We start from the raw sequence: 25,348 nt of genomic DNA, 5'->3' as shown, positions 1-25,348 counted from the left end.
TAAGATGAATAATTGTACAGGTCTAAGGATGGCGATGGCATGAAATCGGAAGGTCGATTTTATCTGGCTGCGCTGACCCGGTGTCCAGGCTTCGGCAGCCGCACGCTGCGGAAGCTGCTGGCTTTTTACCAGACGGCCCGGGATATATGGGAATCCGGCCCGGAAGAGCTGGCTGTTCAGGGACAGCTGACGCCGGGAGCGGTACAGCGTCTGATGCTGTTTCGCAGGGAACAGGAAGGTCTGCCGGAGCAGCTGGAAGCATCCTGCCGCCGGGCAGGGTGCAAGCTGTGTACAATAGAAGACGATGTATATCCGGTCGCGCTGAAGGAAATTTATGATCCGCCGGTGGTTTTGTTTTATCGGGGGACTATTGAGCCGGATGCCCGCCGGATCGCTATGGTCGGGTCGCGGCGCTTTACCCCCTATGGAGAAGGACTGGCTCTGGACTTTGGACAGCGGCTGGCTGCTGCCGGATTGACGGTGGTCAGCGGGGCGGCCAGAGGTATCGATACGGCGTCCCATCGCGGTGCGCGGAAAGCCGGGCGCACGGTTGCTGTGCTGGGCTGCGGGGTCGATGTTGCCTATCCGGCGGAAAACCGGCGATTGCTGGAGGATATTGCATCTTCCGGCGGCGCGGTGATTTCTGAATACGGTCCGGGAACGAGGCCGCTTCCTGCATTTTTTCCGGCTCGCAACCGCATCATCAGCGGATTGTCCGAGGGAACGTTAGTGATTGAGGCGGCCCGCCGTTCCGGGTCATTGATTACGGCGGAGATGGCGCTTTCTGAGGGGCGTGACGTGTTTGCGATCCCCGGCAGCGTTTATTCGGACAGCAGCTGGGGATGTAACCATCTGATTCAGCAGGGAGCCAGACTCGTGCAGTCGCCGGACGATATTTTGGAGACGTATGGGGTGTCGGCGCCGCCGAAAAAAAAGTCGTCCCATTCTTTTACTGCTGAGGAGCGTCAGGTCTGGCAGGTGCTTTCTTTCGAGCATTCGCTGACCGTGGATGAGATCATCCAGAGCATGCCGCAGGGAGAACTGCCGAATCTGGCTTTTATTCTTCTGCAGATGGAGTTAAAGGGACTGGTTATTGAGAATGAGCTGCACGCTTACCGGCGTGCTGAGAGGGAGTGAAGGTTTGGCTGCAACAGCAACGAAAACCAAGACAAAAACGAAAGCGAAAAAAGCACGGAGCAAAAAAACGCTGGTTATCGTCGAGTCTCCAGCCAAGGCGAAAACCATAGAAAAATATCTGGGGCGCAAATATATGGTGCGGGCCTCGATGGGACATCTGCGCGATTTGCCGAAAAGTCAGTTCGGGATCGATGTGGATCATGATTTTGCTCCCAAGTATATCAATATCCGTGGAAAAGGCGCGCTAATCAAGGCGCTGAAGAAGGACGCGAAAAACGCCGATAAAATTTATCTGGCAAGCGATCCGGACCGCGAGGGAGAAGCTATCGCCTGGCATTTGGCCTTTATACTGGGTCTGGATCCGGCTGAGGACTGCCGTATTGTATTCAATGAAATTACGAAACCGGCCATTCAGGAAGCCGTGAAGCATCCTCGGTCCATCAATCTGGATCAGGTCGATGCTCAGCAGGCCCGCCGTATGCTGGACCGGATCGTCGGCTATAAGCTGTCGCCGCTTCTCTGGCGTAAGGTCAGAAAAGGCCTTTCCGCTGGTCGCGTGCAGTCTGTAACGGTTAAGCTGATCTGCGATCGTGAAAAAGAGATTCAGGCCTTTGAATCTGTGGAATATTGGACGGTCGGTCTTAAGCTGCGCAAGGCGAAGTCCGCGATGTTTGATGCCGAGCTCACGCAGGCAGACGGGAAAAAGCTGGATCTTCACAATGAGCAGGAGACGGCCGCGCTTACACAGGATCTGAAGCAGCAGGAGATGGTCGTGCGCGGAGTGAAAAAGAGCGAGCGCAAGCGCCGTCCGTCTGCTCCTTTTACAACCAGCTCCCTTCAACAGGATGCGGCGCGTAAGCTGGGATTTACGTCCCGCAAGACGATGATGCTGGCCCAGCAGCTTTATGAAGGGATCGAGCTGGGGCATCATGGGGCAGCGGGTCTGATCACTTATATGCGTACGGATTCGACGCGGATTTCCGATTTGGCACAGGATGATGCACGCGCGTTTATCCGCGATCAGTTCGGCGAGCCGTATCTTCCGGCGAAGCCGAATGTCTACGCGGCGGGGAAAAAGGCTCAGGACGCGCATGAGGCGATACGGCCGACGAATATCGGGCTGACGCCGGAGCAGTTGGCGAAATATTTGAATAAGGATCAGCTGAAGCTTTACACGCTGATTTGGCAGCGCTTTGCGGCAAGCCAGATGACGCCGGCCGTTTATGATACCATGAGCATTGCCATTCAGGCCGGGGAGCGCTATCTCGTGCGCGCTGCCGGCTCAAAGCTGAAGTTTGCGGGGTTTACAGCGGTTTATGCCGGAGCGGATACATCGAAAAAGGAGAAGGATGTTCTTCTGCCGGATCTGGCTGAGGGCGATGTACTCACGCTGGCCCGTATCCTGCCGCAGCAGCATTTTACCGAGCCGCCACCGCGCTACAATGACGCTTCGCTGGTCAAGACGCTGGAAGAAAAGGAAATCGGGCGTCCGAGCACCTATGCGCCGATCATTGAAACGATTCAGGCGCGCGGTTATGTCCAGCGCATCGACAAGCATTTTCAGCCGACAGAACTCGGTTTTGTCGTGGTGGACATGCTGGAGGAATATTTTAAAAACATCGTCGATGTGACTTTTACGGCGAATCTGGAAAATGAGCTGGATGAGATCGCAGAAGGAAAAGTGGAAAAAAACGAGCTGCTTCGGGAGTTCTATGGTCCGTTTGAGGACACGCTGGAAAAAGCGGACGAGGCCATCGGGCACGTGGAGCTGTCCGTCGAGGTTTCGGATGTGAAATGTGAGCTTTGCGGCCGCATGATGGTGGTGAAGCAGGGGCGCTTCGGCAAATTCCTGGCCTGTCCGGGATTCCCGGAATGCCGCAATACCAAGCCGCTGCTGATCGATACGGGCGTGAAGTGCCCGAAATGCGGCGGGGCGATCGTCGAGCGAAAGACGCGCCGCGGGCGAAGCTTCTATGGCTGCCGGAATTATCCGGACTGCGATTATACGACCTGGGACCAGCCGCAGAAAGAGACTTGTCCGAAATGCGGGGCTTTTCTGCTGAAACATCACTATAAGAATGGCCGTGCGATGCTTTATTGCAGCAACGATGCCTGCGAGACGCGTGTGGATCATCCGATCAACAAGGAACTGGAAAAAATCCGTCAGCGGGCAGAGGCGAAAAAAGCCAAAGAGGCGGCCCGGGCAGCGGAAGAACATGAAGACAAGGGAGAGGCATGAAGAAAGTTATTGTTATCGGAGCCGGTCTGGCAGGATCCGAAGCCGCCTGGCAGGCTGCTGAGCATGGGGCGGAAGTTTTGCTTTATGAAATGCGGCCGAAAAAAACAACACCGGCACATAAGACCGATGGATTTGCCGAACTGGTATGCAGCAATTCGCTGCGCGGCGCCGGCTTGGAAAATGCGGTGGGGGTGCTGAAAGAAGAAATGCGGCGCCTTCGGTCCCTGATCATGGAAGCAGCGGATGCGACGAAGGTCCCGGCCGGAGGCGCTTTGGCTGTAGACCGCCATGGATTCAGCGATTATGTTACGCGATATGTATCTGCTCATCCGCGGATTACCGTGATACGCGAAGAGGTAGAAAGGATTCCGCTGCGGGAAGACGCGGTTACAGTCGTAGCGAGCGGTCCGCTCACGGACGGCAGTCTGGCTGAGGACATCGCGGCCCGCACGGGCGGCGATTCGCTGTATTTCTATGATGCGGCGGCGCCGATTGTCGGCATGGATTCCATCGACATGAGCAAGGCATATCGTGCTTCGCGCTATGGCAAGGGAGAGGCGGCGTATATCAACTGCCCCATGACCCGGGAGGAATACGAGGCGTTCTGGACGGAACTCGTGCAGGCGAAGAAGGCTCCGACAAAAGCCTTTGAGAAGGAAAAATTTTTTGAGGGATGTATGCCGGTCGAGGTGATGGCCGGCCGCGGCAAAGATACCTTGTTGTTCGGCCCGCTTAAACCGGTCGGGCTGGAGCATCCGGAGACGGGGGTCCGGCCCTATGCCGTCGTGCAGCTGCGGCAGGATAATGCCAGCGCAACCCTTTATAATATTGTTGGGTTCCAGACGCATCTGAAATGGCCGGAGCAGCGCCGGGTCTTTCAGATGATTCCGGGATTGGAACAGGCTGAGTTTTTGCGCTATGGGGTAATGCACCGCAATACGTTTCTGAATTCCCCGAAGCACATGCGGCCTACCCTGCAGTTCCGCGGGGAGGACCGACTGCTCTTTGCCGGGCAGATGACCGGTGTAGAGGGCTATATTGAGTCCGCGTCGTCGGGACTGGTGGCCGGCATCAATGCGGCTCGTCTGGCGGGCGGGCAGGATCCGCTGATATTCCCGGCGGAGAGCTGTCATGGCGCGCTGTGTCATTACATCACAACGAGTGAGGCACGTCATTTTCAGCCGATGAATGTCAATTTTGGCATTTTGCCGCCTATAGAGCTGCGCGATGAGCGCGGCCGATATATCAAGGATAAAAAGCGAAAGAAACAGCTGTTGGCCCAGCGGGCCCTGGCGGCGATCGAGTCGTTTCGGAATGCGCTGACAAAATGAGCTCCTTTAGGGCTGTAACAGGATAAGGATGGGGACGAATGGAAACACAATTTCATGCAACGACAATCTGCGCGGTGCGAAAGAACGGACATACGGCGATCGCCGGAGACGGGCAGGTGACGTTTGGCGAGCATACCATTATGAAGGCGAATGCCCGAAAGGTACGCCGCTTATATCATGACCAGATTCTGGCCGGCTTTGCGGGATCGGTGGCGGATGCGTTTACCTTGTTCGAAAAATTTGAGGCGAAGTTGGAATCCTATAACGGCAATCTGCAGCGGGCTGCGGTGGAGCTGGCAAAAGAGTGGCGCACGGACCGTGTCCTTCGCAAATTGGAGGCGCTGCTTCTGGTGGCGGACAAGGAAACGATGCTGATGCTGTCCGGCAATGGCGAAGTCATTGAGCCGGACGGTGACGTGGCGGCAATCGGGTCCGGCGGTTTTTACGCGCTGTCTGCGGCGCGGGCCATGGTTCGGCATACTGAGATGAGCGCGGGAGAGATTGCCCGGGAGGCGCTGTCGATTGCAGCCGATATTTGTGTGTATACGAATCATAACATCAAAGTGGAGGAACTGGAATAAATGGAAGAAATTGGCGTAAACGAGCAGACTCCGCGTCAGATTGTGGAGGAGCTGAATAAATATATCGTCGGCCAGGATGAAGCAAAGCGCTCCGTGGCGATCGCTCTGCGCAACCGGTGGCGCAGCAGAAAGCTCAGCGATGCGATGCAGGAGGAAGTGATTCCGAAAAACATACTGATGATTGGCTCCACTGGTGTCGGTAAGACGGAAATTGCCCGCCGGCTGGCGAAGCTGGTCAAGGCTCCCTTTATCAAAGTGGAAGCGACGAAGTTCACGGAGGTTGGTTATGTAGGACGCGATGTCGAGTCGATTGTCCGTGATCTGGCTGAAACCGCTGTGCGCATGGTGCGGCAGCAGCGCATGGAATCCGTTCAGGATAAGGCGGCGGCTATGGCAGAAGAACGCATCCTTGATGCATTTGTACCGGAACCGAAAAAGAGCCAGAATCCATTAGGACGCCTCTTTGGCGGCGAGGAAGAACCGGAGCAGGAGGCGCAGCCGGAACCAAAGTATCAGGCCGGGCGCGAATGGGTGCGCAAACGGCTTCGGAACGGAGAATTGGAACAGGAGACTATCGATGTAGAGATAGAGGAGGGCGGCCGCCCGATGATTGGCATGTTTGCCGGCTCCAGTTTGGAGGGCATGGGGGACAATCTTCAGGACATGATCGGCAATCTGATACCGAAGCGTCACAAAAAACGCAAGGTTACGGTGGAACAGGCGAGAAAAATTTTCCGTCAGGAAGAAGCGGAGAAACTTATCGATATGGAATCGGTGGCGGAAGAAGCGATCAAAGTCGCGGAACGCAGCGGTATCGTATTTCTGGATGAAATCGATAAGGTAGCGGTAAAGGGCAATTCGTCGGGCGGCGCAGACGTTTCTCGCGAGGGCGTCCAGCGCGACATTCTGCCGATCGTTGAAGGCTCGACTGTTATGACCAAGTACGGACCGCTGAAGACCGATCATGTGCTTTTCATTGCCGCCGGAGCATTTCATATGGCCAAGCCATCGGACCTTATTCCTGAACTTCAGGGGCGTTTTCCCATCCGTGTGGAGCTCAAATCTCTGCGCAAAGCGGATTTCGAAAGAATTCTGACTGAGCCGCGCAATGCCCTGCTGAAGCAGTATGAAGCTTTGATGGCGACAGAAGGCGTAAAGATCTCCTTTCAGCCGGATGCTATTGCCCGTCTTGCCGGTTTGGCCTGTGACGTCAATGAGCGGACAGAAGACATCGGCGCTCGCCGTCTGCATACTCTGCTGGAAAAACTCTTGGAGGAAATCAGCTTTAATGCACCGGATATGGATGAAGAGGAAGTAAGGATCGACGCTGCTTATGTCGACAAGCAGCTGGCGGATATCGTAGTAGACCGCGATCTTTCTCAGTTTATTCTCTGAGCCGGGGGAGGTGAGTCAGTGCCTTTCCTCTGGCACATCCCTGAAAATTGAGAAAATTTAATTTAAAAGATTATTCAATATCTATGATTATTTTGAAAAATATGATAAAATAAAATTGATGTTTGAATGGAGAGGGTTATGACCGGGACATGGAATAACGGAATGTTTTGAAAAGGAGTAATGAATATGGCATCATTATTAGAGAAAACGAGGAAAATCAATCGTCTGCTTCAGCGGTCGGAAAATGTAGAATACGATGGAATATCCCGGGTACTGAGCAACGTGCTGGGCGCTAACGTTTACATTACCAATAAAAAGGGGAAGATTTTCGGTTATGCGTTCGTCGATGATTTCGAGTGCGACCTCATGGTCGACAAGGTCATCAATCAGGGCGAGTTTCCGAAGCATTATGTCAACTGGCTGATGCGCATGGATGAAACCAACGCAAATCTCCGCTCCAAGACCGGCATGTGTGCGTATGAAGAAAATACCAAATGCCTGTTTAACGGGAAAAATACGACGATTGTCCCGATTTACGGCGTAGGAGAGCGAATCGGAACGCTGATCGTCGCAAAATATGACGAAGAGTTCGATGATGACGATCTGCTGCTTTGCGAATATGGAGCAACGGTCGTTGGTATGGAGATGCTCCGGGATCATGCGGAGAAGATTGAAATTGAAGCGCGCAAGAAAGCGACGGTGCAGATTGCGCTGAATACCCTGTCCTTCTCGGAGCGCAAGGCGGCCATTGCCATTCTTTCCGCTCTTCAGGATACAGAAGGCCTGCTGGTTGCCTCGAAGATTGCCGATGAAGTGAAAATCACGCGTTCCGTGATTGTCAATGCCCTGCGCAAATTTGAGTCGGCAGGTGTGATCGAATCGAAATCGTTGGGCATGAAGGGTACCTATATCAAGGTACTCAATGAATATCTGCTGGATGAAGTCCAGAAGATGAAGGACTGATCGTTGCAGGTCGAACGATTTAAGCCGGTACATTCCGTACTGGCTTTTTTGTTTGTTTTGTGAAAAAATGAAGAAGCCTCTTCTAAAAATGGGGAAAAAATGATAAAATTTGAAGGAGTTGTGAGCATAATGTAGAAAATAAATAAAAGGTAACGACAGGAACCGTGTCGGAAGTAAGGAAGGGGTGTGAGTCCGGGATGCTGGAACAAATCATGAATTCCGCGAATTTTGACTATCTGTCCAGAGGACTTTCCGCTGCTACGATGCGTCACGAAGTCATCAGTAATAATATCGCCAATGTAAATACGCCGAACTTTAAACGAAGCGCGGTTAATTTTGAAGATCTGCTGGCCAAGGAACTTCATCTAGGAGATGAGAAAGGGCGGCTGCAGCTGGTTCGCACAAATGACCGGCATTTGCCGATGGATGTGACGGATAAGGCGCATGCGGTCATAGAAGAGGATGGTTCCACGACGATGCGGGTGGATAATAATAATGTCGATATTGATATCGAGATGGCCGGACTGGCAAAAAATCAGCTGTATTATAATGCCATGGCAACGCAGCTGGGCGGTTTTATCAATAAAATGAAAAACGTCATTACAAGCGGTCAGAGCTGACGGGAAATGAGCAGAGGAGAAGCAGGATGAGTATGTTTTTGGGGATTGACGCAGCAGCGTCCGGCCTGACAGCCGAGCGCCTGCGGATGGATGTCATCAGCAACAATATCGCGAATGCCAACACGACTCGTACGAGAGAGGGCGGCGCATATCATCGCCGCTATGTTGTCTTTGAACCGAGGTCGGGGAAGGGCGGCAGCTTTGCCGATTTCCTGCAGGGAGCCTTTCGTAAATCCGTTGCCGGAGACGGCGTTCGCGCCGTGGAGATCCGCGCGGACGATACACAGGGGCCTCTGGTGTACGACCCGGGCAATCCGGATGCCAATGCGCAGGGATATGTAGAACGCCCCAATGTCAATATTGTAGCGGAAATGGTAGATATGATCACGGCTTCCCGCGCGTACGAAGCCAATACGACGACGATCAATGCTGCCAAGTCTATGACGACGAAAGCACTGGAAATGGGAAAATGAACCGGTGAACGATTCCGGACATAGTGAGGGAAAGGATAACGATTATGGAGATGCAAGCACTGCAGATGACGCCGGTGTCCATGCACGCGGAGAGTCATTTAGGTGAAACCCGGCCAAAGGAAGAGGTCAAGGGATTTGGGGAATATCTCACGGAAGCATTGAAAAAGACCAACGACCTGCAGCTGGAATCAGACCGGCAGAATGCGCTGCTGGCTGCGGGCCGTGTGGAGGATATCTCGCAGGTGGTCGTAGCCAGCCAAAAGGCTGATATTGCCCTTCAGCTGACCTTGCAGCTCAGAAACCGGGCGCTTTCAGCGTATCAGGAAATTATGAGGATGCAGGTATAAGTACGTCGGCCATTCGTTAATCATTGCGTGAAGGGATTGAGATCATGGGAGATTGGAAAGAGCGGTATAAGGACCTGTGGAACAGGTTCAGTAAACGCCAGCGTTATATTATGCTGGGGTCCGCTTTGGCTATTCTCGTTGCCATTATTGGTATAAGTGCCTGGTATGGCAATAAGCCGGATATGGTGCCTTTGTTCACGAACATGGAGACAAAGGATGCCGGCGAAGTAGCAGCAAAACTGAAAGAACAGAAAATACAATATGAGGTACAGGAAAACAAGCAGGGTACGACGATACTGGTTCCGTCCAAAAACGTTCACGATGCACGCCTGCAGCTTGCCTCGGAGGGCCTTCCCCGCGGCAATAAAGGGTTTGAGATCTTTGATGACAGTAAACTCGGTGTTACCGAGTTTCAGAATAAGGTCAATTATCTTCAGGCATTGCAGGGAGAGCTGACCCGTACCATCGAGCAGATCGAGTCGGTGGAGAAGGCAAGGGTTCATATCGTCCTGCCAGAGGACAGCCTGTACAAAAAAAATGAGAAGCCGGCGACGGCTTCTATCATGCTGCGCCTGAAACCGCAGGCTGAGCTTTCTAAAAAGGAAATCAAAGGAATCGTGAATCTGACGGCGAACAGTATCCAGGGGCTGAAGCCGGAGAATATCACGATCGTTGATGATACGGGAAAGATTCTCAATGATCCGGATGACAATGAGGAAAACAGCGTCGGCGCCAAGACCATGACCCAGCTGGATATGACCAAAAAGGTGCAGGATGGGATTCAGAAAAACATCCAGTCGCTTTTGGATCAGTCGCTGGGCGAGGGAAGAGCGTTTGCGCGGGTCAGTGTGGAACTGGATTTTGATGACCGTACGACCGATAAACAAACCTTCACTCCGGTGGTCGATGATGCGGGCATCATTCGCAGCCAGCAGGACATCAACGAAACGTACAGCGGGACGTCCACCCAGCCGGGCGGCGCTGCCGGTGTGCAGTCGAACGTACCGGGGTATGTCGCGCAGAACGGCAATGCCAATGCGAACTACGAGAAAAAAGAGTCAACGAAGAATTACGAGATTAATGAGGAAAAATCCAAGGTCGTGGCAGCGCCCGGATCGATTAAGCGGCTGAATGTAGCGGTACTGGTCAACGATGATGTGAACGCGACGCAGCAGGACAGCATTATGCGTACGGTCAGCAGCGCGGCCGGCATCAATCAGGATCGGGGCGACACGATTTCTGTCGAACCGCTGCCGTTCAGCACAGAACTGAAGGACAAGCGTGCCGCGGAGGAAAAGGCAGCCAAGGATAAGGCGGACCGCATCTTCTACATGGAAGTTGCCGCTGCTTTGCTTGTGCTGGCACTGATTATCGGTGCTCTTATGATGCGCCGCCGCAGAAAACTGCAGGAGCAGGCTGCACTGGAAGAGCAGCAGCGTCTGGAAGAGGAAGAACGGCAGAGACTGGCCGCCGAGCGGGCGAAAAAAGTGGAGTCGGGCGAATTGGAAGAGGAAGAACTCACCGAAGAGGAACAGAGACATCTTACCGAAAAGCAGACGCTGCAGGAGCTCATCGATCAGAAGCCGGCCGAGGTGGCTATGCTTATCAAGACCTGGCTTTCGGAGGATGAATAAATGGCATATGATATGTATGGAGACAGTGAGGAGCAGCTGACGAATCAGGAAAAAGCGGCCATTCTCTTCATTGCGCTCGGCCCGGAATATTCGGCCAAGCTGTTTCAGCATCTGGATGATGATGAAATCGAAAGGATCACGCTGGAGATTGCCAATCATAAGCAAGTCAGCGCGGAACAGAAGGCGGCGGTTGTCAGTGAATTTTATCAGATGGCCATGGCCAAGGATTATATTTCGACTGGCGGTCTGGAATATGCGCAAAGCGTGCTGGAAAAGGCGCTGGGAGCCGAAAAGGCGATGGATATCATCAATCGCCTGACTACCAGCCTGCAGGTCCGCCCGTTCGATTTCCTTCGCAAGACGGATCCGTCACAGCTGATGAACTTTATTCAGAACGAGCATCCGCAGACGATCGCGCTCATTATGGCGTATCTGGATCCCGATCAGGCCGCTACGGTACTCGGGTCTTTGCCGCCTGATGCGCAGGCCGATGTGGCCAAGCGTATCGCGCAGATGGACCGCACATCTCCGGACATCATCCGCGAAATTGAACGCGTGCTTGAACGCAAGCTTTCTACGCTGGTCACGCAGGATTTCACAACGGCAGGCGGTGTCAAGGCGATTGTCGAGGTGCTCAACCGTGTCGACCGCACCACAGAGAAGTCCATTATCGAGACGCTCGAGGTGGACAACCCGGAGCTGGCCGAAGAGATCAAGCGCCTTATGTTTGTATTCGAGGATATTGTTCAGCTGGACGACCGTTCGCTGCAGCTTGTGCTGCGCGAGGTCGATACGAAGGATCTGTCGCTGGCGCTCAAGGCTACGCCGAAGGAAGTGGCCGACAAGGTATACAAGAACATGTCGAAGCGCGCAGGCGATATGCTGCGTGAAGAGATCGAGTTTATGGGACCGGTCAAGATTCGCGACGTGGAAGAAGCACAGCAGAAGATCGTCAATGTCATCCGCACTTTGGAGGACAAGGGCGAGATCGTTATTTCGCGTGGACAGGGAGACGAGATGATTGTCTAAGGTTATCAAAGCAGCCGTCTGGAAAGACAACCCTCATTATATTGATACGCCGGTTCCCCAAAAACCGGAGCCGGCGGCTCCTGCCCCTATGGATGATGAATCCATGAATAATATGCTGGCAGAGATTGCAGAAAAGGAAAAGCGCGCCTCGTCTATGCTGGAGGACGCACGGATTCATGCCGAGGTGCTTCGGCAGGAGGCGCAGGCAGAGCATGACCGCCTGATTCAGGAAGCGCAGCAGGAGATCGAAGCGCTTCGGGAAAACGCCCGGCAGGAGGGCCGCCGCGAAGGCTATGAAGCCGGACATGAGGACGGCAGCCGGAAGGTACGGGAAGAAATGGCCGGGACGATACGAGAGGCGAACGCCAAGGCGGAAAAGACTCTGCAGGATGCCAAAAAGGCCACGCAGGATTATGTCCGTCAGGCGGAGCAGGATGTGGTTTCTGTTGTCATGAGTGTGGTCGATAAGATTCTGCCGCAGCATTTTATTGATGTGCCGCAGGTCGTTCTTCCTGTGGTGCGGGAGGCGATCGAGCAGGTTAAGGATCAGAAGGAATTGATCGTTCATGTTCCGCCGGACAGCTACGATCTGGTGTTAATGGCCAGGGAGGAGTTTCGCTCCATTCTGACCTATGGCGATGCGATCCTGTCCGTCAAGTCCGATGACAGTCTGAAGCCGGGGGATTGTCTGATTGAAACGCCGAACGGCAGTGTAGATGCCCGTCTGGCGACCCGGATGGAACTGCTGAAGCAGGCAGTTCGGGAAGTAATGCTATGAGTGAAAATGTCGGCAGCAATACATGGAAATTGAATATGGACAAATTCACGGATGCGGTTCGTTCCTGCCCGTCTATGAAACTGACGGGGAAAGTTACACAGGTTATCGGACTGGTCATTGAATCGCAGGGACCGCTCGTCAGCGTCGGCGAGCTCTGTTATATTCATTCCCATTTTCCGGGTGTTCCGCCTGTTCCCGCTGAGGTGGTCGGTTTTCGGGATGGACGCGTCATGCTTATGCCGGTCGGCGAGATGCAGGGCATTGGCCCGGGCTGTGAAGTCGTGTCTGCGCAGAAGCTGCTGAAAGCCAAGGTAGGGCCGGAGCTTTTGGGACGCGTGCTGGATGGATTGGGCAATCCCATGGATGACAAGGGGCCGCTGCTTTGCAAGGAGGAATATCCTTTGCAGGCGGATCCGCCGCCGCCGCTGACCAGACCCCGCATCTGCAATCATCTTTATGTCGGAGTGCGGGCCATTGACGGGCTGATTACGATGGGCGAGGGGCAGCGTATCGGTATCATGGCTGGGTCCGGCGTGGGCAAGTCGACGCTGCTTTCCATGATTGCCCGCAACACAGAGGCAGACATCAGCGTCATTGCCCTGGTTGGTGAGCGCGGACGAGAGGTCCGTGATTTTATCGAGCGGGATCTGGGCGAAGAAGGCATGAAGCGGTCGGTCGTCGTTGTAGCGACATCGGATCAGCCTGCTCTTGTCCGCATCAAAGGAGCTATGACCGCCACGGCGATTGCGGAGTATTTCCGTGATCAGGGGCACAAAGTGATCTTGATGATGGATTCTGTTACGCGGTTTGCGATGGCGCAGCGCGAGGTGGGACTCACCATTGGCGAGCCGCCGGCGACGCGCGGCTATACGCCCTCTGTGTTTGCGATGCTTCCCCGCCTGCTCGAACGGGCAGGAACCAGCGGGAAAGGCTCGATCACCGGAATCTACACGGTGCTGGTGGACGGCGATGACATGAATGAACCGATCGCCGACGCAGTGCGAAGTATTTTGGACGGGCATATCGTTCTTTCACGAAACATTGCCGCACAGAATCATTTTCCGGCGATCGATATCATGACGAGCGTCAGCCGTGTGATGAATGAAGTGGTCTCGCCGGAACATCTCAAAGCGGCGCAGCAGATGCGTCAGCTCATGGCTGTATATCGCGACGCGGAAGATCTCATTCATATCGGTGCTTATGTCAAGGGCTCCAGTGCCAAAATCGACGAGTCCATTGAGAAAATCGATGCGATCAACGAATTCCTCTGTCAGGGGATTTTCGAGTTGGATACTTATGAAGAAACGGAGAAAAAGCTGATCGGGATATCCGGGTGAAAGAAATGAAAAAATTCAAGTTTCAGCTGGAAACGCTGCTCAAGGTAACGCGCATGAAAAAAGAAGATGCGAAAACCGCTTTTGCCGAAGCCTCCCGGAATCTGGAGGAAGGGAAACAAGCGCTGGCTGTCCTGCTGGCTGAAATGCAGCAGGGGCAGCGCGATTATGAAGCCCTTTCTTCTGAGGGGACGAGGGTTACCGTCGGACGGTTAATGACCTTCAACAGCTTCTTCGCCTGGAAACGGGAGCAGATCGGGATGCAGCAGAACATCAATCTGCAGCTTCGCGGTGAAAAGCAAAAAAAGCTCAGGGAGCTCATGGAATCCATGAGCAAACTGAAGAGCATCGAGCAGCTTCGGGAAAAACGGTTCAGTGAATATCAGGAGGAAGCTTTGAAGGAAGAGCAGAAGATGCTCGATGAAATCGGGCTGCAGCTTACGATGAGAAGGAAAGTGGGGGAAGCTTCATGATCGATGTTTCGGGAATACGTCATGTACAGGCAAGAATCGCTCAGCTTCAGGAGAAGTTCGGCATACCGGGAGGGGTCCCGGGCGTGACGTTTCAGCAGCATCTGCAGAGGGAAATGCAGAAGAGCGATGGGACTCGTTCCGTTTCGCCGGATGATCCGGCTGCGGTGAATATTTCGTCGGATGGCGGAAAGACAGGGCAGCGCATTTCTTTTCCGACGGTATCGGAAAATCTGCCCTTGGCCGATCGGAGCCTCGGTGTACTGATCGATGGGGCTGCGAAAAAATACCGGGTTGATCCGAAACTTCTGTCGGCCATTGCTCAGGTGGAATCCGGCGGCAATCAGGATGCGACTTCGTCAGCGGGAGCAGTCGGTGTTATGCAGCTCATGCCGGATACGGCGGCATCGCTCGGTGTGAATCCGTATGATAAGAAGCAGAATATCGAGGGCGGTGCCAAGTATTTGCGTGAGATGCTGGATTCGTTCGACGGCGATATCCGCAAGGCCGTGGCCGCTTACAATGCCGGTCCGCAGGCAGTCCGGGATTACGGCGGTGTGCCGCCTTACCGGGAGACGCAGAACTATGTGAACAAGGTGCTGGATCTGTATCATTGATCTGATGGGATCTGCATCGCGAATTGATTCTAGGTAAAGGCAGGGAATACGATGGCTGAGGAAACGCCGAAGAAAAAAGGAAAAAAAATCGTGAAGCTGCTGCTCATGCTGTTTTTGCTGCTGGTTCTTGTGATTGGAGGATTTGCTCTTGGCATCTATCTGCGGCTTTTTGATACACAGTCGGCGAATGAAAAGCTGGGACTGTACAATCTGCCGTTTATCGGGCAGCTTTTCGTTAAGCCCGCACCAAGCCAGCAGGATATGGACAATACGCCAGTGGAGGATGTCAAGCCGGAACCGGACAAAAAACAGTCTTCGAAAGTGGTGATCTCCAAAAAGGAAATCGAGAAGCAGATGAAAGAGCGCGAAGCGGCTGAACGAAAACGCGTATCCAAGCTGGCCCGTCTCTATAATGAGATGAAGCCGCGCGATGCAGCGGAAGCCATGGATTCTCTGGATGATGATCTCTGCATCGCCATTCTGCAGCGAATGGACGAGGGGAATGCCGCGAAGGTTTTGTCGGAATTCGAGCCGTCCAAGACGGCCCGCCTGACCCAGCTGATGTATGAAGGAACCAGAAAAAAAGTCAATACGGAAGAAGATATCCGCAAGATGATGGAGCAGCAGAACGGCCAGACGGGAGACGCTTCACCATCGGTCACTCCGTAAACGAACTCCTTCCCGGCGGGGGAGGAGTTTTTTTATTTAAGGATTTTATGATTTGTTACGATAATACTATCGTGGGGAGGTGAGAGATAGTGAATACAGCAGATATGATGGCGGTTTCCGTTCAGCCGCAGGCCGCACAAAAAGGGCAGAGTACAAAAGCGGCGGCCCGGACCGGAAAGGGAACCAGCCGTGGTCAGGATTCCTTTGATACTGCGATGAGCCGCATGGAGAAAGATGCGGCGGCTCTGACGACGGAATCGTCTAAGCCGGCGGAAGGCAAGGCAGAGAGTCCTGAGCCGGATGAAGGGAAACAGGCTGTACGGACTCTTCTGGCAGCAGGTATGGCCTTGGTTCCGCAGGAGACGGGGACGGTCATGACGCAGGAAAACACGGCCCTGACGACTGAAAACGGCGCGGTCTCCGAATCGTTTTTGCCGGGTATGAACACGGCCGGGAACGGCGTCGCCGCCATGCAAAATACGACAGGGGATCTTCAAAGCCTGATTCCACAGCCGGCCGGCCAAAAGCTTCGCCAGCAAAATTTTCTGGCCATGCTTTCCGGACAGCCGCTGACGGCCGAACAAACCGGTTCTCTTTCTCCGGCGGCCGATGCTTTGCCAAATACAGCGGTTCTGTCTGACCCGGTTTCTTTGCAGAACCTTTTGCTGTCCGACCAGCAGGCGCTGCCTGCCGCAAGGGAAAACTCCGCTGCGGGGGCTGTGGAAACAAATCCGGTTCAGCAACAGGCGAGCATAACGGCATCTGCATTGCAAAATCTGCAGACGGATTCCGTCGCGGGTGATGCCAGCGTTATTGGCATGCTGCAGGATGCTGTTGCGTTACAGCAGCAATCCGCCGGAAATTCGCCGGACACAGAAAAAAAGGCGGAGGGAAAGAACCTTTCCGGCTTTTTCGGGACGGCGGCTGTTTCGGTGGAAGACCGGCGCAGGGTGATGCCTGACGGGGATATGCCTCAGGGAAACGGCGATGCGCAGAGTGAGCAGCAGGAAATGCAGCAAAGCAACGGGCGGCAGGATACCCGACTGACGCCGATTGCAGACGACAGACCGGCTGCTGCGGATGCAGAGAATCCGGCGGTCAAAACCGGCGATGCGGTGGTTTTACCGGAGCGTTCGCTCCGCGAGGCGGCACCGTCCGCGGTGCGTTCGGAGGCGGGAGCGTCGCATACGGTTTCGGCCGGCACGTTTCAGCAGACCCTTCAAAGCAGCCTTTCGTCATCGGCGCCGGCGGAGTCCGTGCCGCAGCAAATGCAAAGCGATTATGGCGTGCCGCGCCAGATTGTCGAACATGCGCGCCTGATCCGGAACACCGGCGATACGCAGATGGTGATCAAGCTGAATCCGCAGCATCTCGGAGAGTTGACACTCAAGGTGTCCGTCAGTGAGAACGGCGCGGTGAATGCGTCGTTCCACAGCGATAACGCACAGGTCCGGACGATTATAGAGAATTCGCTGGTTCAGCTTCGTCAGGAATTGAATCAGCAGGGGCTCAAGGTGGACAGCGTGGAAGTCTATGCCGGATTATCAGATGGACAGCTTCCGCAGGAGCAGGGACAGCAGGCGTGGCAAAACGGACAGGGCGGAAACCGCCGATTGGTTCGGGGAGCAGCCATGGATGCCGGAGTATATGAGGACGATGACCCGCTGAACGTCGTTGCAGTCCAGGATTCACAGCGTTCTGCTGCGGATGGTGTGGATTATCGGATTTGATCACAAAGGATGAAGGAGGAGACAACATGTCGAACACCCTGAATACGATTACCAAAGACGGTGTGACGCAGACGGTAGAAGCGTATAATCAATCGCAGGCGTCCAGCGCCAGCGCATCGTCCTCAAACAGCGCATTGGGAAAGGATGCGTTCCTGCAGCTTCTGGTTACGCAGATGCAGTATCAGGACCCGCTGGACCCGCAGGACAACAGCGAATATCTGGCACAGCTGGCGCAGTTCTCCGCGTTGGAGCAGATGACCAATGTGGCGGAAAGCCTGACAGGCGTTTCCAAGCTGGTCAGTAATATTGATACGTCGGTATTGGTCGGGCAGCTCAGCAATATGATCGGTCAAAACGTGCAGTGGACGATGACGACGAGTTCGACCGATGAAGACGGCAACACGACTAAGACAACGACGAAGCTGGAGGGCAAGGTGACCGGGGTAAGCATTTCGGATGGCACGCCGACGGTCATTGCGGAATCCGGCGGCAAGACCTATCAGGTGTCGATCGGCGATCTTACCCGCATCGGAACAGGATCTCAGAGTACGACGAATTCCTGATGAAATGAGGAGGGAATCCGGTTATGGCTGACCCCAGAATTTATCTGAACACGCAGCCTATCCAGCCCCTCGGCAATCACAAGGGCAAGTTGCAGTGCTCCGGTCAAAGCCGGGAAACAGCCAGCTTTTCGGATCTCCTGAGGGAGGCCGGCAGACAGGTTGTATTTTCCCGGCATGCACAGGAGCGGTTGCAGCAGCGGGGGCTTCCAGTCAGCGAGGACATGATCCATCGTTTGGAAGATACCGTTGACCGGCTTGCGCAAAAGGGAGCACGGAAATCACTCGTCTGTCTGGATGATGTGGCACTGGTGGTCAGTGTGACGAACCGGACCGTGATTACCGCCATGGATGGTATGCGTGGAAACGAAAACATAATCACCAATATCGATAGTGCAGCGATTCTTTGAAACAGAAGTTGGACCCGTCAGGGAAACTTCGGGCGGCGGAATGACCGATGCCGCTCAAGCTGCATCATTGGTGAAGAAACAGATTCTTTCATGTAAGGAAAGGAAGTAGATTCATTATGATGCGTTCACTTTTCTCCGGTGTATCCGGCCTGAAATCTCATCAGACCCGTATGGATGTCATCGGCAACAACATCGCCAACGTCAACACGACCGGGTTTAAGTCCAGCCGCGTTACCTTTGCCGATACGCTTTCCCAGACCATGACCGACGCGTCGGCGCCGGCTGATACTAAGGGCGGAACGAACCCGAAGCAGGTGGGACTGGGAACCGGAGTCGCCAGTATTGATACCCTGTTTACCGACGGCAGTACGCAGTCTACTGGCAAGAATACGGATGTGGCCCTTTCGGGAAACGGCCTGTTTGTGGTCAAACAGGGAAATGAGACCTATTATACGCGTGACGGCGCGTTTGAGTTTGACGCGGACGGGAATTATGTCCTGCCGGGCAGCGGGCTTTATGTACAGGGATGGATGGCCTCGGACGGTGTACTCACGACAAACGGCTCGACGCAGAATATCGTGATTCAGTCCGGCAAGAGCATGGCCTCTGCGGCTACGGCGATGGTGACCTACGAGAACAATCTGAATGCGGCGGCCCTCACCATTACGAATATTTCAGGCGGTACGGTATCGAAGGCAACGGCAAGCGCAGACAATACGGTGACGCTGACACTGGAAGACGGCACGACGGCAACAGGGACAAACGGCACGACCTACAATGTGGGCGATACGTATGGCGCGAGTAAAATCAAAACCATCACACAGTCCGCTGCAGCCGATACAGCGACAGCGTCAACGTCCAATCCGGTCACACTGACCATGAGCGACGGCACGACGGTGACGGAGACTTCCGGTACGTATACCAAAGGCTCCAGTCTGCCGGTGACGACGACGGTTACGGTCTACGATACGCTGGGCAATACGCACAGCATTCCCATCTATTTTACGAAGTCCAGCGTAGACAGTACAAACGGGAATACCTGGACCGTTTCGGTGAATACGGATGGATCAGGGACATCCACAATCAGTGAAAGTGACGGTTCGACTACGGCGGTGAAAATGACCGATGTCAAGCTGAATTTTACGACGTCTGGCAAATACAATTCCGGTTCGCCGCAGACGGCGACGCTGACGCTTAATAATGGCGCAGCCGGTACGCAGCAGGTCACGCTGGATCTTTCCGCGCTGACGCAGTACTCGGGCAACAGCACGGTGAAAGGCAATGCCGACGGCAATGCCGCAGGTACGCTCAAGAGCGTCTCGATTGATGCGTCCGGCGTCATCACGGGCGTCTATACGAACGGCGTCCGCCAGTCCGAGGCGCAGATCGCCGTAGCGCAGTTTACGAATGCGGCCGGTCTGACGAAGACGGGCAGCAGCCTGTATCAGGAGTCGAACAACTCGGGCACAGCCAATGTCAAAACGGCTTCGGATCTCGGCGTTACGATCACCCCGTCCGCGCTTGAGATGTCCAACGTCGATATTGCGAACGAGTTTTCTGATATGATTATCACGCAGCGCGGATTCCAGTCCAATTCCAAGATCATTACGGTCGGGGATGAAATGCTGGAAACATTGATCAATATGAAGCGCTGAGTGATTTGGTGCAGTACTTCTTTCGGGCCGGTACAGGAGCGTATCGGCTCTTTTCTTTTTTGGGGAAGCAGAATAAGGAAAAATTTAGCGGATTTTTAGAGAAAATGAAAAAAATAAAAGGGAAATGAACATCAAGTGACGAAAAATAAAAGAATGACGATGTGTTGAGCAGAGTAAGGATGAGGAGATGGGAGAGCGATGATCAAGCTGACGAAGTTCAATTCCAAGACGAATAAAAAAGGAGAATTTGTGCTCAATGCCGAAATAATAGAAACGATTGAGGAGACACCGGATACGGTTGTGACGCTGACGAACGGCAAGAAGCTCATCGTAGATGAGCCGATGGATGAGATTGTGCGGCGCGTCATGAAGTACCGCCGGGCGCTCCATCAATTTTGATGTGGACAATTCCCGGAGTCTTGGTATAATGAGAACGTAGCAGATTATGGAGGGGAGTAATTTATGGCGGACGAACAGAAGGATACAGAGGCCGCAGCAGAGCCGAAGAAGAAATCGCCGATTATCCTTGTCATTGTGCTGGTGCTGGTCGGGCTGGTCCTGGCGGGAGGGATTTCCTTTTTCATTACGACAAAGGTGATGAAGGATACCGCCACGGATTCGGTAAGCGAGCATCATGATCCGGGTATATTCATCAAGCTCGGCGATGCCAAGGAAGGGATCACGGTCAATGTAGGCGGCCAAAAGGCCGGCAAGTTCCTGAAAGCGGGAATCGTTTTGGAAATGAATCCCGGCAAAAAGGACAATCTGGCAGACGGCAAGCTTCAGCCCATGGCTGAGACAAAGATTCTGGATACGACGATGCAGATCCTGAGGAGCGCCAAGCTGGATGAGTTTGATGCGACAAAACAGGATGCCTTAAAGAAGAAATTGAAGGATGAGCTCAATGCCAAACTCGGGGCAGGCTCTGTTTATGATGTCTATATTACGAGCTTCCTGCTCCAGTAAGACAATGAAACAAGGCAGGAAGGAGGACGAAGGTTGGCAGAGGATGTCCTGTCTCAATCCGAGATAGATAAACTGCTTTCGGCGCTGTCCGACGGAACAGTTTCTGCAGAGGAAGTCAAAGCAGACGAAGAACAGAAAAAAATTAAAGTATATGATTTCAAGCGTCCGGACAAGTTCTCCAAGGATCAGATACGCACATTGTTCATGCTTCACGAGAGCTTTTCCCGCCTGCTTAACACGTATTTGTCTACGCATCTCCGTACATTGGTAAACGTGGAGGTTGCGTCGGTAGAGCAGCTGACTTATCAGGAGTTTGTTCAGTCTCTGGCAAACCCTTCAGTGATCAGCATTCTGGCGGTGCCTCCGCTTAAGGGCAACATTATCATGGAGGTCAATACGGAAATCGCCTTTGCGTTTATCGATCGCGTGTTCGGCGGTGAAGGGACGACCAGTATCAAACCGCGCGTTCTGACAGAGATCGAAGAGGTGGTTATGCGCCGCTTCATCGATACGGCGATCCATCAGCTGAAGGAAGCATGGTCGACAGTGGTGGATTTTACGCCCTCGCTTGAGGCGACGGAATCCAATCCGCAGTTTACCCAGATTGTCCCGCCCAGCGATATGGTCGTCATTGTGACGATCCAGATGAAGGTCGGGGACGTGGAAGGCATGATGAATATCTGCATTCCGTATCTGGTACTGGAACCGGTCATGTCCAAGTTGACTACGACCTTCTGGGTGGCCTCTTCGGTGACGAAGGATGATGATCCGGAACAGGTCAAGATTCTGGAGAAAAAGATTGAACGGACACATGTGCCGTTCATTGTCCAGCTTGGAAAGGTGGATATTACTATCAATGAGTTCCTTACGCTGGGGTTTGGCGATGTCCTGCAGATGGATACGAAGGTGGATGACAATCTGGTTTGCCTGGTCGGACACAGGCCGAAGTTTTACTGTCGTCCCGGTACCTCCGGCAAAAAGATGGCAGTTCAGATTACGAAAGTAATAAACGAAGGAGATGAAGATACTGATGAGTGACGATATGATCTCGCAGGAGGAGATTGACGCCCTGCTGAACGGCGGTGCGATACCCGGTGCGGGCGGCGATGAAACATCGGCGGGAGAGTCAGGGGCTGCCGATGCAGAACCGGCCGCAGACAGTAACTCATCTCAGTTGGATGATGTCCTTACGGATGTTGAGCGGGATGCGCTGGGGGAAATCGGCAATATTTCCATGGGAAGCGCAGCGACGACATTGTCCGTGCTTCTGGGGCATAAGGTCAGCATCACGACGCCGTCGGTTTCGGTTGCGACCATGAATATCATTCAGAAGCAGTATCCGATGCCGTATCTCATTGTGGAAGTGGGATATACGATCGGGATTGAGGGAAATAATGTTCTCGCTATCCAGGCACAGGATGCTGCGATCATTGCGGATCTCATGATGGGCGGCGATGGAACGAATCCGGATACGGAAATCAATGAAATCGCCATGTCCGCTGTGGGCGAAGCGATGAATCAGATGATGGGGACCGTAGCGACTTCCCTGTCTACGATGTTCAATAAAAAGATTGATATTTCGCCGCCGAAGGTGAATTTGATCGACTTTGGCAGTGAAGATAAGGTCACTGAACTGGTCGGCAAGGATGATCCGGTCGTGCGGACCTCGTTCCGCATGGAGGTGGACGGGCTGATCGACAGCGAGATCATGCAGATTCTGCCTGTCCCTGTGGCAAAGGAAATGGTGGAGGCGCTGACAAGCGGCGCGACAGGAGAGGCGGAGCCTGCTCCAGAGCCTGCTGCACCGGCTTCGGCACCAACACCCGCGCCTGCCGCTGCTCCGGCACCGACGCCAGCGCCAACGCCGGCTCCAGCACCAACGCCCGCGCCTGCCGCAGCGCCGGCGCCGGCTGCTGGACTTTATGGGACAGCGATGCAGCCGCATGTTGCGACGAATGTTCCTGTTCAGTCGGCGCAGTTTACGCCGCTTAATGCGCAGCCGGTTCAGGTGAATGATGCCAATATCGGCTTGATATTGGATGTTCCTTTGGAAATTACCGTCGAACTTGGCCGCACCAGAAAATCCATAAAGGATATTCTGGAACTGACGAATGGATCGATTGTCGAGTTGGATAAATTGGCCGGTGAGCCTGTGGATATTCAGGTGAACGGCAAATTCCTGGCAAAAGGGGAGGTCGTGGTCATCGACGAAAACTTCGGTGTCCGGATCACGGAAATTGCCAGTCCGGCGGAACGTGCAGCCAAGCTGCAGTAATCCGGTTTGTCGGGATGAAAGATAAAAGAGAAGCGCTTGTGTTCCACAAGACTTTTCGATATAATTAAACAGATTGTGATGGGATCACGTTGATTGGAATTCTTTTAGATGAGGAGAGATGAAACATGGCAGTACGAGTATTGGTCGTTGATGACGCGGCATTCATGAGAATGATGGTTAAAGACATTCTTTCCAAGAATGGCTATGAGGTCGTCGGCGAGGCCGAGAACGGGATGAAAGCTTTGGAAAAATATCAGGAGCTCAAACCGGATCTTGTAACCATGGACATAACGATGCCGGAGATGGATGGCATCAGCGCTGTCAAAGAGATCAAGAAAGTAGATCCGAACGCCAAGATCGTGATGTGCAGTGCAATGGGACAGCAGGCTATGGTCATTGAGGCGATTCAGGCCGGCGCCCGTGACTTCATTGTTAAGCCGTTCCAGGCGGACCGCGTGCTGGAGGCAGTTCGCAAAGCTGTAGGCTGATGAAGAAGCAAACCATTGTACTGACGGTTGTTGCGGGTGGGCTTTTGCTCCTCCTCATGGTAGATCCTGCTTTGGCGGCTGATACGGCCGCCAGCGGGGGCTATCTTGCCGGCTATGAAAATGCGGATCCGCGTCCGTCGTCCATTTCCTGGTGGTCAACGATTGCTTATTTGGTCAGCCTTTTTGCCATTTTTGCATTTGTGGTGGGGCTGGCTTATTTTGCTGCCCGTTTCCTGGGCGGTCATTTTGCCCGTCAGAAAATGGGGTATGGAGGGGCGATCCTGTCGCATCTTCCTCTGGGCCCGAACCGCTCCGTTTGTGCGGTGGAGATGGCAGGGCGCGTCTTTCTTCTTGGGGTGACAGAACACTCGATAACTTTGTTGTCTGAGATTACGGATCCGGAGGAGATTGACCGGCTGCGGCGGGAGGGTCGGAGCGGTCCGCCTGTTCCTGAGATGTTTTCCCAGCAGTTTGGCACGTTATCTGAGCTGGTGCGGAAGGTGCCGCCGCTGTTCAGGAAATAGCCGACATGGATAACTTACGTGAGTTGCGCTTAAAAAGGGGTTGTAGGTGCTTGAAACGTCGGGATATTCTGATCCTGCTGGGAGGAGTTTTCTTCCTGCTGCTGATTGCAAAAAACGCATGTGCCGCTCCATTGATTCCAACGGTCAACGTCGATGTGGGAACTGCGGGCAAACCGCAGGATGTTGCGGTGACGCTGCAGGTTATGGCGCTGCTGACCATTTTGTCGCTTGCACCAGGCATTTTGATTATGACGACATCCTTTGTCCGTATTGTCGTGGTCATTGGCTTCCTGCGCAATGCGCTTTCTACGCAGAACGTGCCGCCCAATCAGGTGGTGATCGCTCTGTCGCTTTTTCTGACCTTCTATATTATGGCACCTTATTGGGGGCAGGCAAACGAAAACGGGATACAGCCGTATCTGGCCGGGCAGATCACACAAGAAGAGGCCCTGAACAATGTAGCGGAGCCGATTCGTGAGTTTATGTTCAAACAGACGCGGGAATCCGATCTGGCGCTGTTTGTCAATCTGTCCGACGCGGAGCGTCCGGATGGTCCGGAGGATGTTTCTACCTTCACGCTGATCCCCGCTTTTATCGTCAGCGAACTGAAAACGGCATTCCAGATCGGTTTTATGATCTATGTCCCGTTTATTGTCATCGACATGATTGTGGCGAGTACGCTGATGTCCATGGGGATGATGATGCTGCCGCCGGTAATGATCTCGCTGCCCTTCAAGATTCTGCTTTTCGTCATGGTAGATGGGTGGCACCTGCTGATCAAGTCGTTGATTGTTAGCTTCAAATAGTGTAGTATGGGGAAGGAGAGCGGTGTGCAATGTCCGGGGATCTCGTCGTCCAAATGGGGCAGGAAGCCTTGTTCATTGTTATGCTGGTTTCTGCGCCGATGCTGGGGCTGGGCTTGATTGTCGGCCTGATGGTCAGCGTCTTTCAGGCTACGACGTCCATTCAGGAGCAGACTTTGGCGTTTATTCCGAAGATTATTGCGGTGTTTGTCGCTATTTTGATCTTTGGCCCATGGATGCTGCGGATCATGGTGGAATATCTGACGAATGTTTTGGTGAATTTGCCGTCGTATATCGGCTGAATGAGGAAGGGAAGCAGG

28 protein-coding genes are annotated in these 25,348 nt (G+C 53.7%); all 28 read left to right on the top strand.

What is annotated here, in order from left to right; translation table 11 throughout:
* Positions 1-39 precede the first annotated feature (39 nt).
* Positions 40-1,137, top strand: coding sequence for a DNA-processing protein DprA (gene dprA / locus FYJ78_RS02540; protein WP_154619818.1), 1,098 nt, complete (start codon positions 40-42; stop codon positions 1,135-1,137).
* Positions 1,100-3,376, top strand: coding sequence for a type I DNA topoisomerase (topA, locus tag FYJ78_RS02535; protein ID WP_154619920.1), 2,277 nt, complete (start codon positions 1,100-1,102; stop codon positions 3,374-3,376). Before dprA ends, topA begins: the two co-directional genes overlap by 38 nt.
* Positions 3,373-4,707 (top strand): methylenetetrahydrofolate--tRNA-(uracil(54)-C(5))-methyltransferase (FADH(2)-oxidizing) TrmFO, encoded by a 1,335-nt coding sequence (gene trmFO / locus FYJ78_RS02530; RefSeq protein ID WP_154619816.1) that lies wholly within the window; start codon positions 3,373-3,375, stop codon positions 4,705-4,707. Before topA ends, trmFO begins: the two co-directional genes overlap by 4 nt.
* Positions 4,708-4,745: 38 nt before the next feature.
* Complete coding sequence (gene hslV / locus FYJ78_RS02525) at positions 4,746-5,288, top strand: ATP-dependent protease subunit HslV (RefSeq protein WP_154619814.1); 543 nt, start codon at positions 4,746-4,748, stop codon at positions 5,286-5,288.
* A complete protein-coding gene (gene hslU, locus FYJ78_RS02520; protein WP_154619813.1) occupies positions 5,289-6,683 on the top strand; it encodes an ATP-dependent protease ATPase subunit HslU in 1,395 nt (464 codons plus the stop codon). It abuts the gene before it with no gap.
* 186 nt (positions 6,684-6,869) lie between these two features.
* The gene (codY, locus tag FYJ78_RS02515) at positions 6,870-7,646 is read left to right on the top strand and encodes a GTP-sensing pleiotropic transcriptional regulator CodY (RefSeq protein ID WP_154619812.1); all 777 of its coding nucleotides are present in this window, start codon (positions 6,870-6,872) and stop codon (positions 7,644-7,646) included.
* A gap of 197 nt (positions 7,647-7,843) precedes the next feature.
* Complete coding sequence (gene flgB, locus FYJ78_RS02510) at positions 7,844-8,266, top strand: flagellar basal body rod protein FlgB (RefSeq protein ID WP_154619811.1); 423 nt, start codon at positions 7,844-7,846, stop codon at positions 8,264-8,266.
* A gap of 26 nt (positions 8,267-8,292) precedes the next feature.
* Positions 8,293-8,739: a flagellar basal body rod protein FlgC gene (gene flgC, locus FYJ78_RS02505; RefSeq protein ID WP_154619809.1), complete on the top strand. Its 447-nt coding sequence runs from the start codon at positions 8,293-8,295 to the stop codon at positions 8,737-8,739.
* 44 nt (positions 8,740-8,783) lie between these two features.
* Complete coding sequence (fliE, locus tag FYJ78_RS02500) at positions 8,784-9,086, top strand: flagellar hook-basal body complex protein FliE (RefSeq protein ID WP_154619808.1); 303 nt, start codon at positions 8,784-8,786, stop codon at positions 9,084-9,086.
* Between the two features lie 44 nt (positions 9,087-9,130).
* Positions 9,131-10,720: a flagellar basal-body MS-ring/collar protein FliF gene (fliF, locus tag FYJ78_RS02495; RefSeq protein WP_154619806.1), complete on the top strand. Its 1,590-nt coding sequence runs from the start codon at positions 9,131-9,133 to the stop codon at positions 10,718-10,720.
* A 12-nt stretch (positions 10,721-10,732) separates the two neighbouring features.
* A complete protein-coding gene (gene fliG, locus FYJ78_RS02490; RefSeq protein WP_154619919.1) occupies positions 10,733-11,749 on the top strand; it encodes a flagellar motor switch protein FliG in 1,017 nt (338 codons plus the stop codon).
* Positions 11,742-12,527, top strand: coding sequence for a FliH/SctL family protein (locus FYJ78_RS02485; protein WP_154619804.1), 786 nt, complete (start codon positions 11,742-11,744; stop codon positions 12,525-12,527). The genes fliG and FYJ78_RS02485 overlap by 8 nt, the downstream gene beginning before the upstream one ends.
* Positions 12,524-13,864, top strand: coding sequence for a flagellar protein export ATPase FliI (gene fliI, locus FYJ78_RS02480; RefSeq protein WP_154619802.1), 1,341 nt, complete (start codon positions 12,524-12,526; stop codon positions 13,862-13,864). The genes FYJ78_RS02485 and fliI overlap by 4 nt, the downstream gene beginning before the upstream one ends.
* A 5-nt stretch (positions 13,865-13,869) precedes the next feature.
* Positions 13,870-14,334 (top strand): flagellar export protein FliJ, encoded by a 465-nt coding sequence (gene fliJ / locus FYJ78_RS02475; RefSeq protein ID WP_154619800.1) that lies wholly within the window; start codon positions 13,870-13,872, stop codon positions 14,332-14,334.
* The gene (locus FYJ78_RS02470) at positions 14,331-14,948 is read left to right on the top strand and encodes a lytic transglycosylase domain-containing protein (protein WP_154619799.1); all 618 of its coding nucleotides are present in this window, start codon (positions 14,331-14,333) and stop codon (positions 14,946-14,948) included. The genes fliJ and FYJ78_RS02470 overlap by 4 nt, the downstream gene beginning before the upstream one ends.
* A gap of 51 nt (positions 14,949-14,999) precedes the next feature.
* Complete coding sequence (locus FYJ78_RS02465; RefSeq protein ID WP_154619797.1) at positions 15,000-15,617, top strand: MotE family protein; 618 nt, start codon at positions 15,000-15,002, stop codon at positions 15,615-15,617.
* Between the two features lie 89 nt (positions 15,618-15,706).
* Positions 15,707-17,347, top strand: a complete 1,641-nt coding sequence (locus FYJ78_RS13115; RefSeq protein WP_154619796.1) for a flagellar hook-length control protein FliK — start codon at positions 15,707-15,709, stop codon at positions 17,345-17,347.
* Positions 17,348-17,373: 26 nt separating this feature from the next.
* The gene (locus FYJ78_RS02455) at positions 17,374-17,910 is read left to right on the top strand and encodes a flagellar hook capping FlgD N-terminal domain-containing protein (protein ID WP_154619795.1); all 537 of its coding nucleotides are present in this window, start codon (positions 17,374-17,376) and stop codon (positions 17,908-17,910) included.
* 23 nt (positions 17,911-17,933) lie between these two features.
* On the top strand, positions 17,934-18,317 hold the full coding sequence (locus tag FYJ78_RS02450) for a TIGR02530 family flagellar biosynthesis protein (RefSeq protein ID WP_154619794.1): 384 nt from the start codon (positions 17,934-17,936) through the stop codon (positions 18,315-18,317).
* Between the two features lie 116 nt (positions 18,318-18,433).
* Entirely contained in the window at positions 18,434-19,972 is a 1,539-nt protein-coding gene (locus tag FYJ78_RS02445; protein WP_154619793.1) for a flagellar hook protein FlgE, read from the top strand.
* A 198-nt stretch (positions 19,973-20,170) separates the two neighbouring features.
* Complete coding sequence (locus FYJ78_RS02440; protein ID WP_019542471.1) at positions 20,171-20,371, top strand: flagellar FlbD family protein; 201 nt, start codon at positions 20,171-20,173, stop codon at positions 20,369-20,371.
* A 63-nt stretch (positions 20,372-20,434) separates the two neighbouring features.
* Positions 20,435-20,938, top strand: coding sequence for a flagellar basal body-associated FliL family protein (locus FYJ78_RS02435; RefSeq protein WP_154619792.1), 504 nt, complete (start codon positions 20,435-20,437; stop codon positions 20,936-20,938).
* A 33-nt stretch (positions 20,939-20,971) separates the two neighbouring features.
* On the top strand, positions 20,972-21,976 hold the full coding sequence (gene fliM, locus FYJ78_RS02430; protein ID WP_154619790.1) for a flagellar motor switch protein FliM: 1,005 nt from the start codon (positions 20,972-20,974) through the stop codon (positions 21,974-21,976).
* On the top strand, positions 21,969-23,213 hold the full coding sequence (gene fliY, locus FYJ78_RS02425; RefSeq protein WP_154619788.1) for a flagellar motor switch phosphatase FliY: 1,245 nt from the start codon (positions 21,969-21,971) through the stop codon (positions 23,211-23,213). Before fliM ends, fliY begins: the two co-directional genes overlap by 8 nt.
* Before the next feature lie 125 nt (positions 23,214-23,338).
* A complete protein-coding gene (locus FYJ78_RS02420; RefSeq protein WP_014423701.1) occupies positions 23,339-23,701 on the top strand; it encodes a response regulator in 363 nt (120 codons plus the stop codon).
* Positions 23,701-24,225, top strand: a complete 525-nt coding sequence (locus FYJ78_RS02415; RefSeq protein WP_154619787.1) for a FliO/MopB family protein — start codon at positions 23,701-23,703, stop codon at positions 24,223-24,225. Before FYJ78_RS02420 ends, FYJ78_RS02415 begins: the two co-directional genes overlap by 1 nt.
* A gap of 5 nt (positions 24,226-24,230) precedes the next feature.
* Complete coding sequence (fliP, locus tag FYJ78_RS02410; RefSeq protein WP_154619786.1) at positions 24,231-25,031, top strand: flagellar type III secretion system pore protein FliP; 801 nt, start codon at positions 24,231-24,233, stop codon at positions 25,029-25,031.
* A gap of 29 nt (positions 25,032-25,060) precedes the next feature.
* Positions 25,061-25,330, top strand: coding sequence for a flagellar biosynthesis protein FliQ (fliQ, locus tag FYJ78_RS02405; RefSeq protein WP_154619784.1), 270 nt, complete (start codon positions 25,061-25,063; stop codon positions 25,328-25,330).
* The last annotated feature ends 18 nt before the right edge of the window (positions 25,331-25,348 follow it).

Source organism: Wylensekiella montiformis, from assembly GCF_009697385.1.
In the GTDB taxonomy this organism is placed as follows: domain Bacteria; phylum Bacillota; class Negativicutes; order Selenomonadales; family Selenomonadaceae; genus Selenomonas_A; species Selenomonas_A montiformis.
The sequence above is the reverse complement of the archived record's forward strand: the minus strand, read 5'-3'. Positions and strand labels throughout refer to the sequence as shown.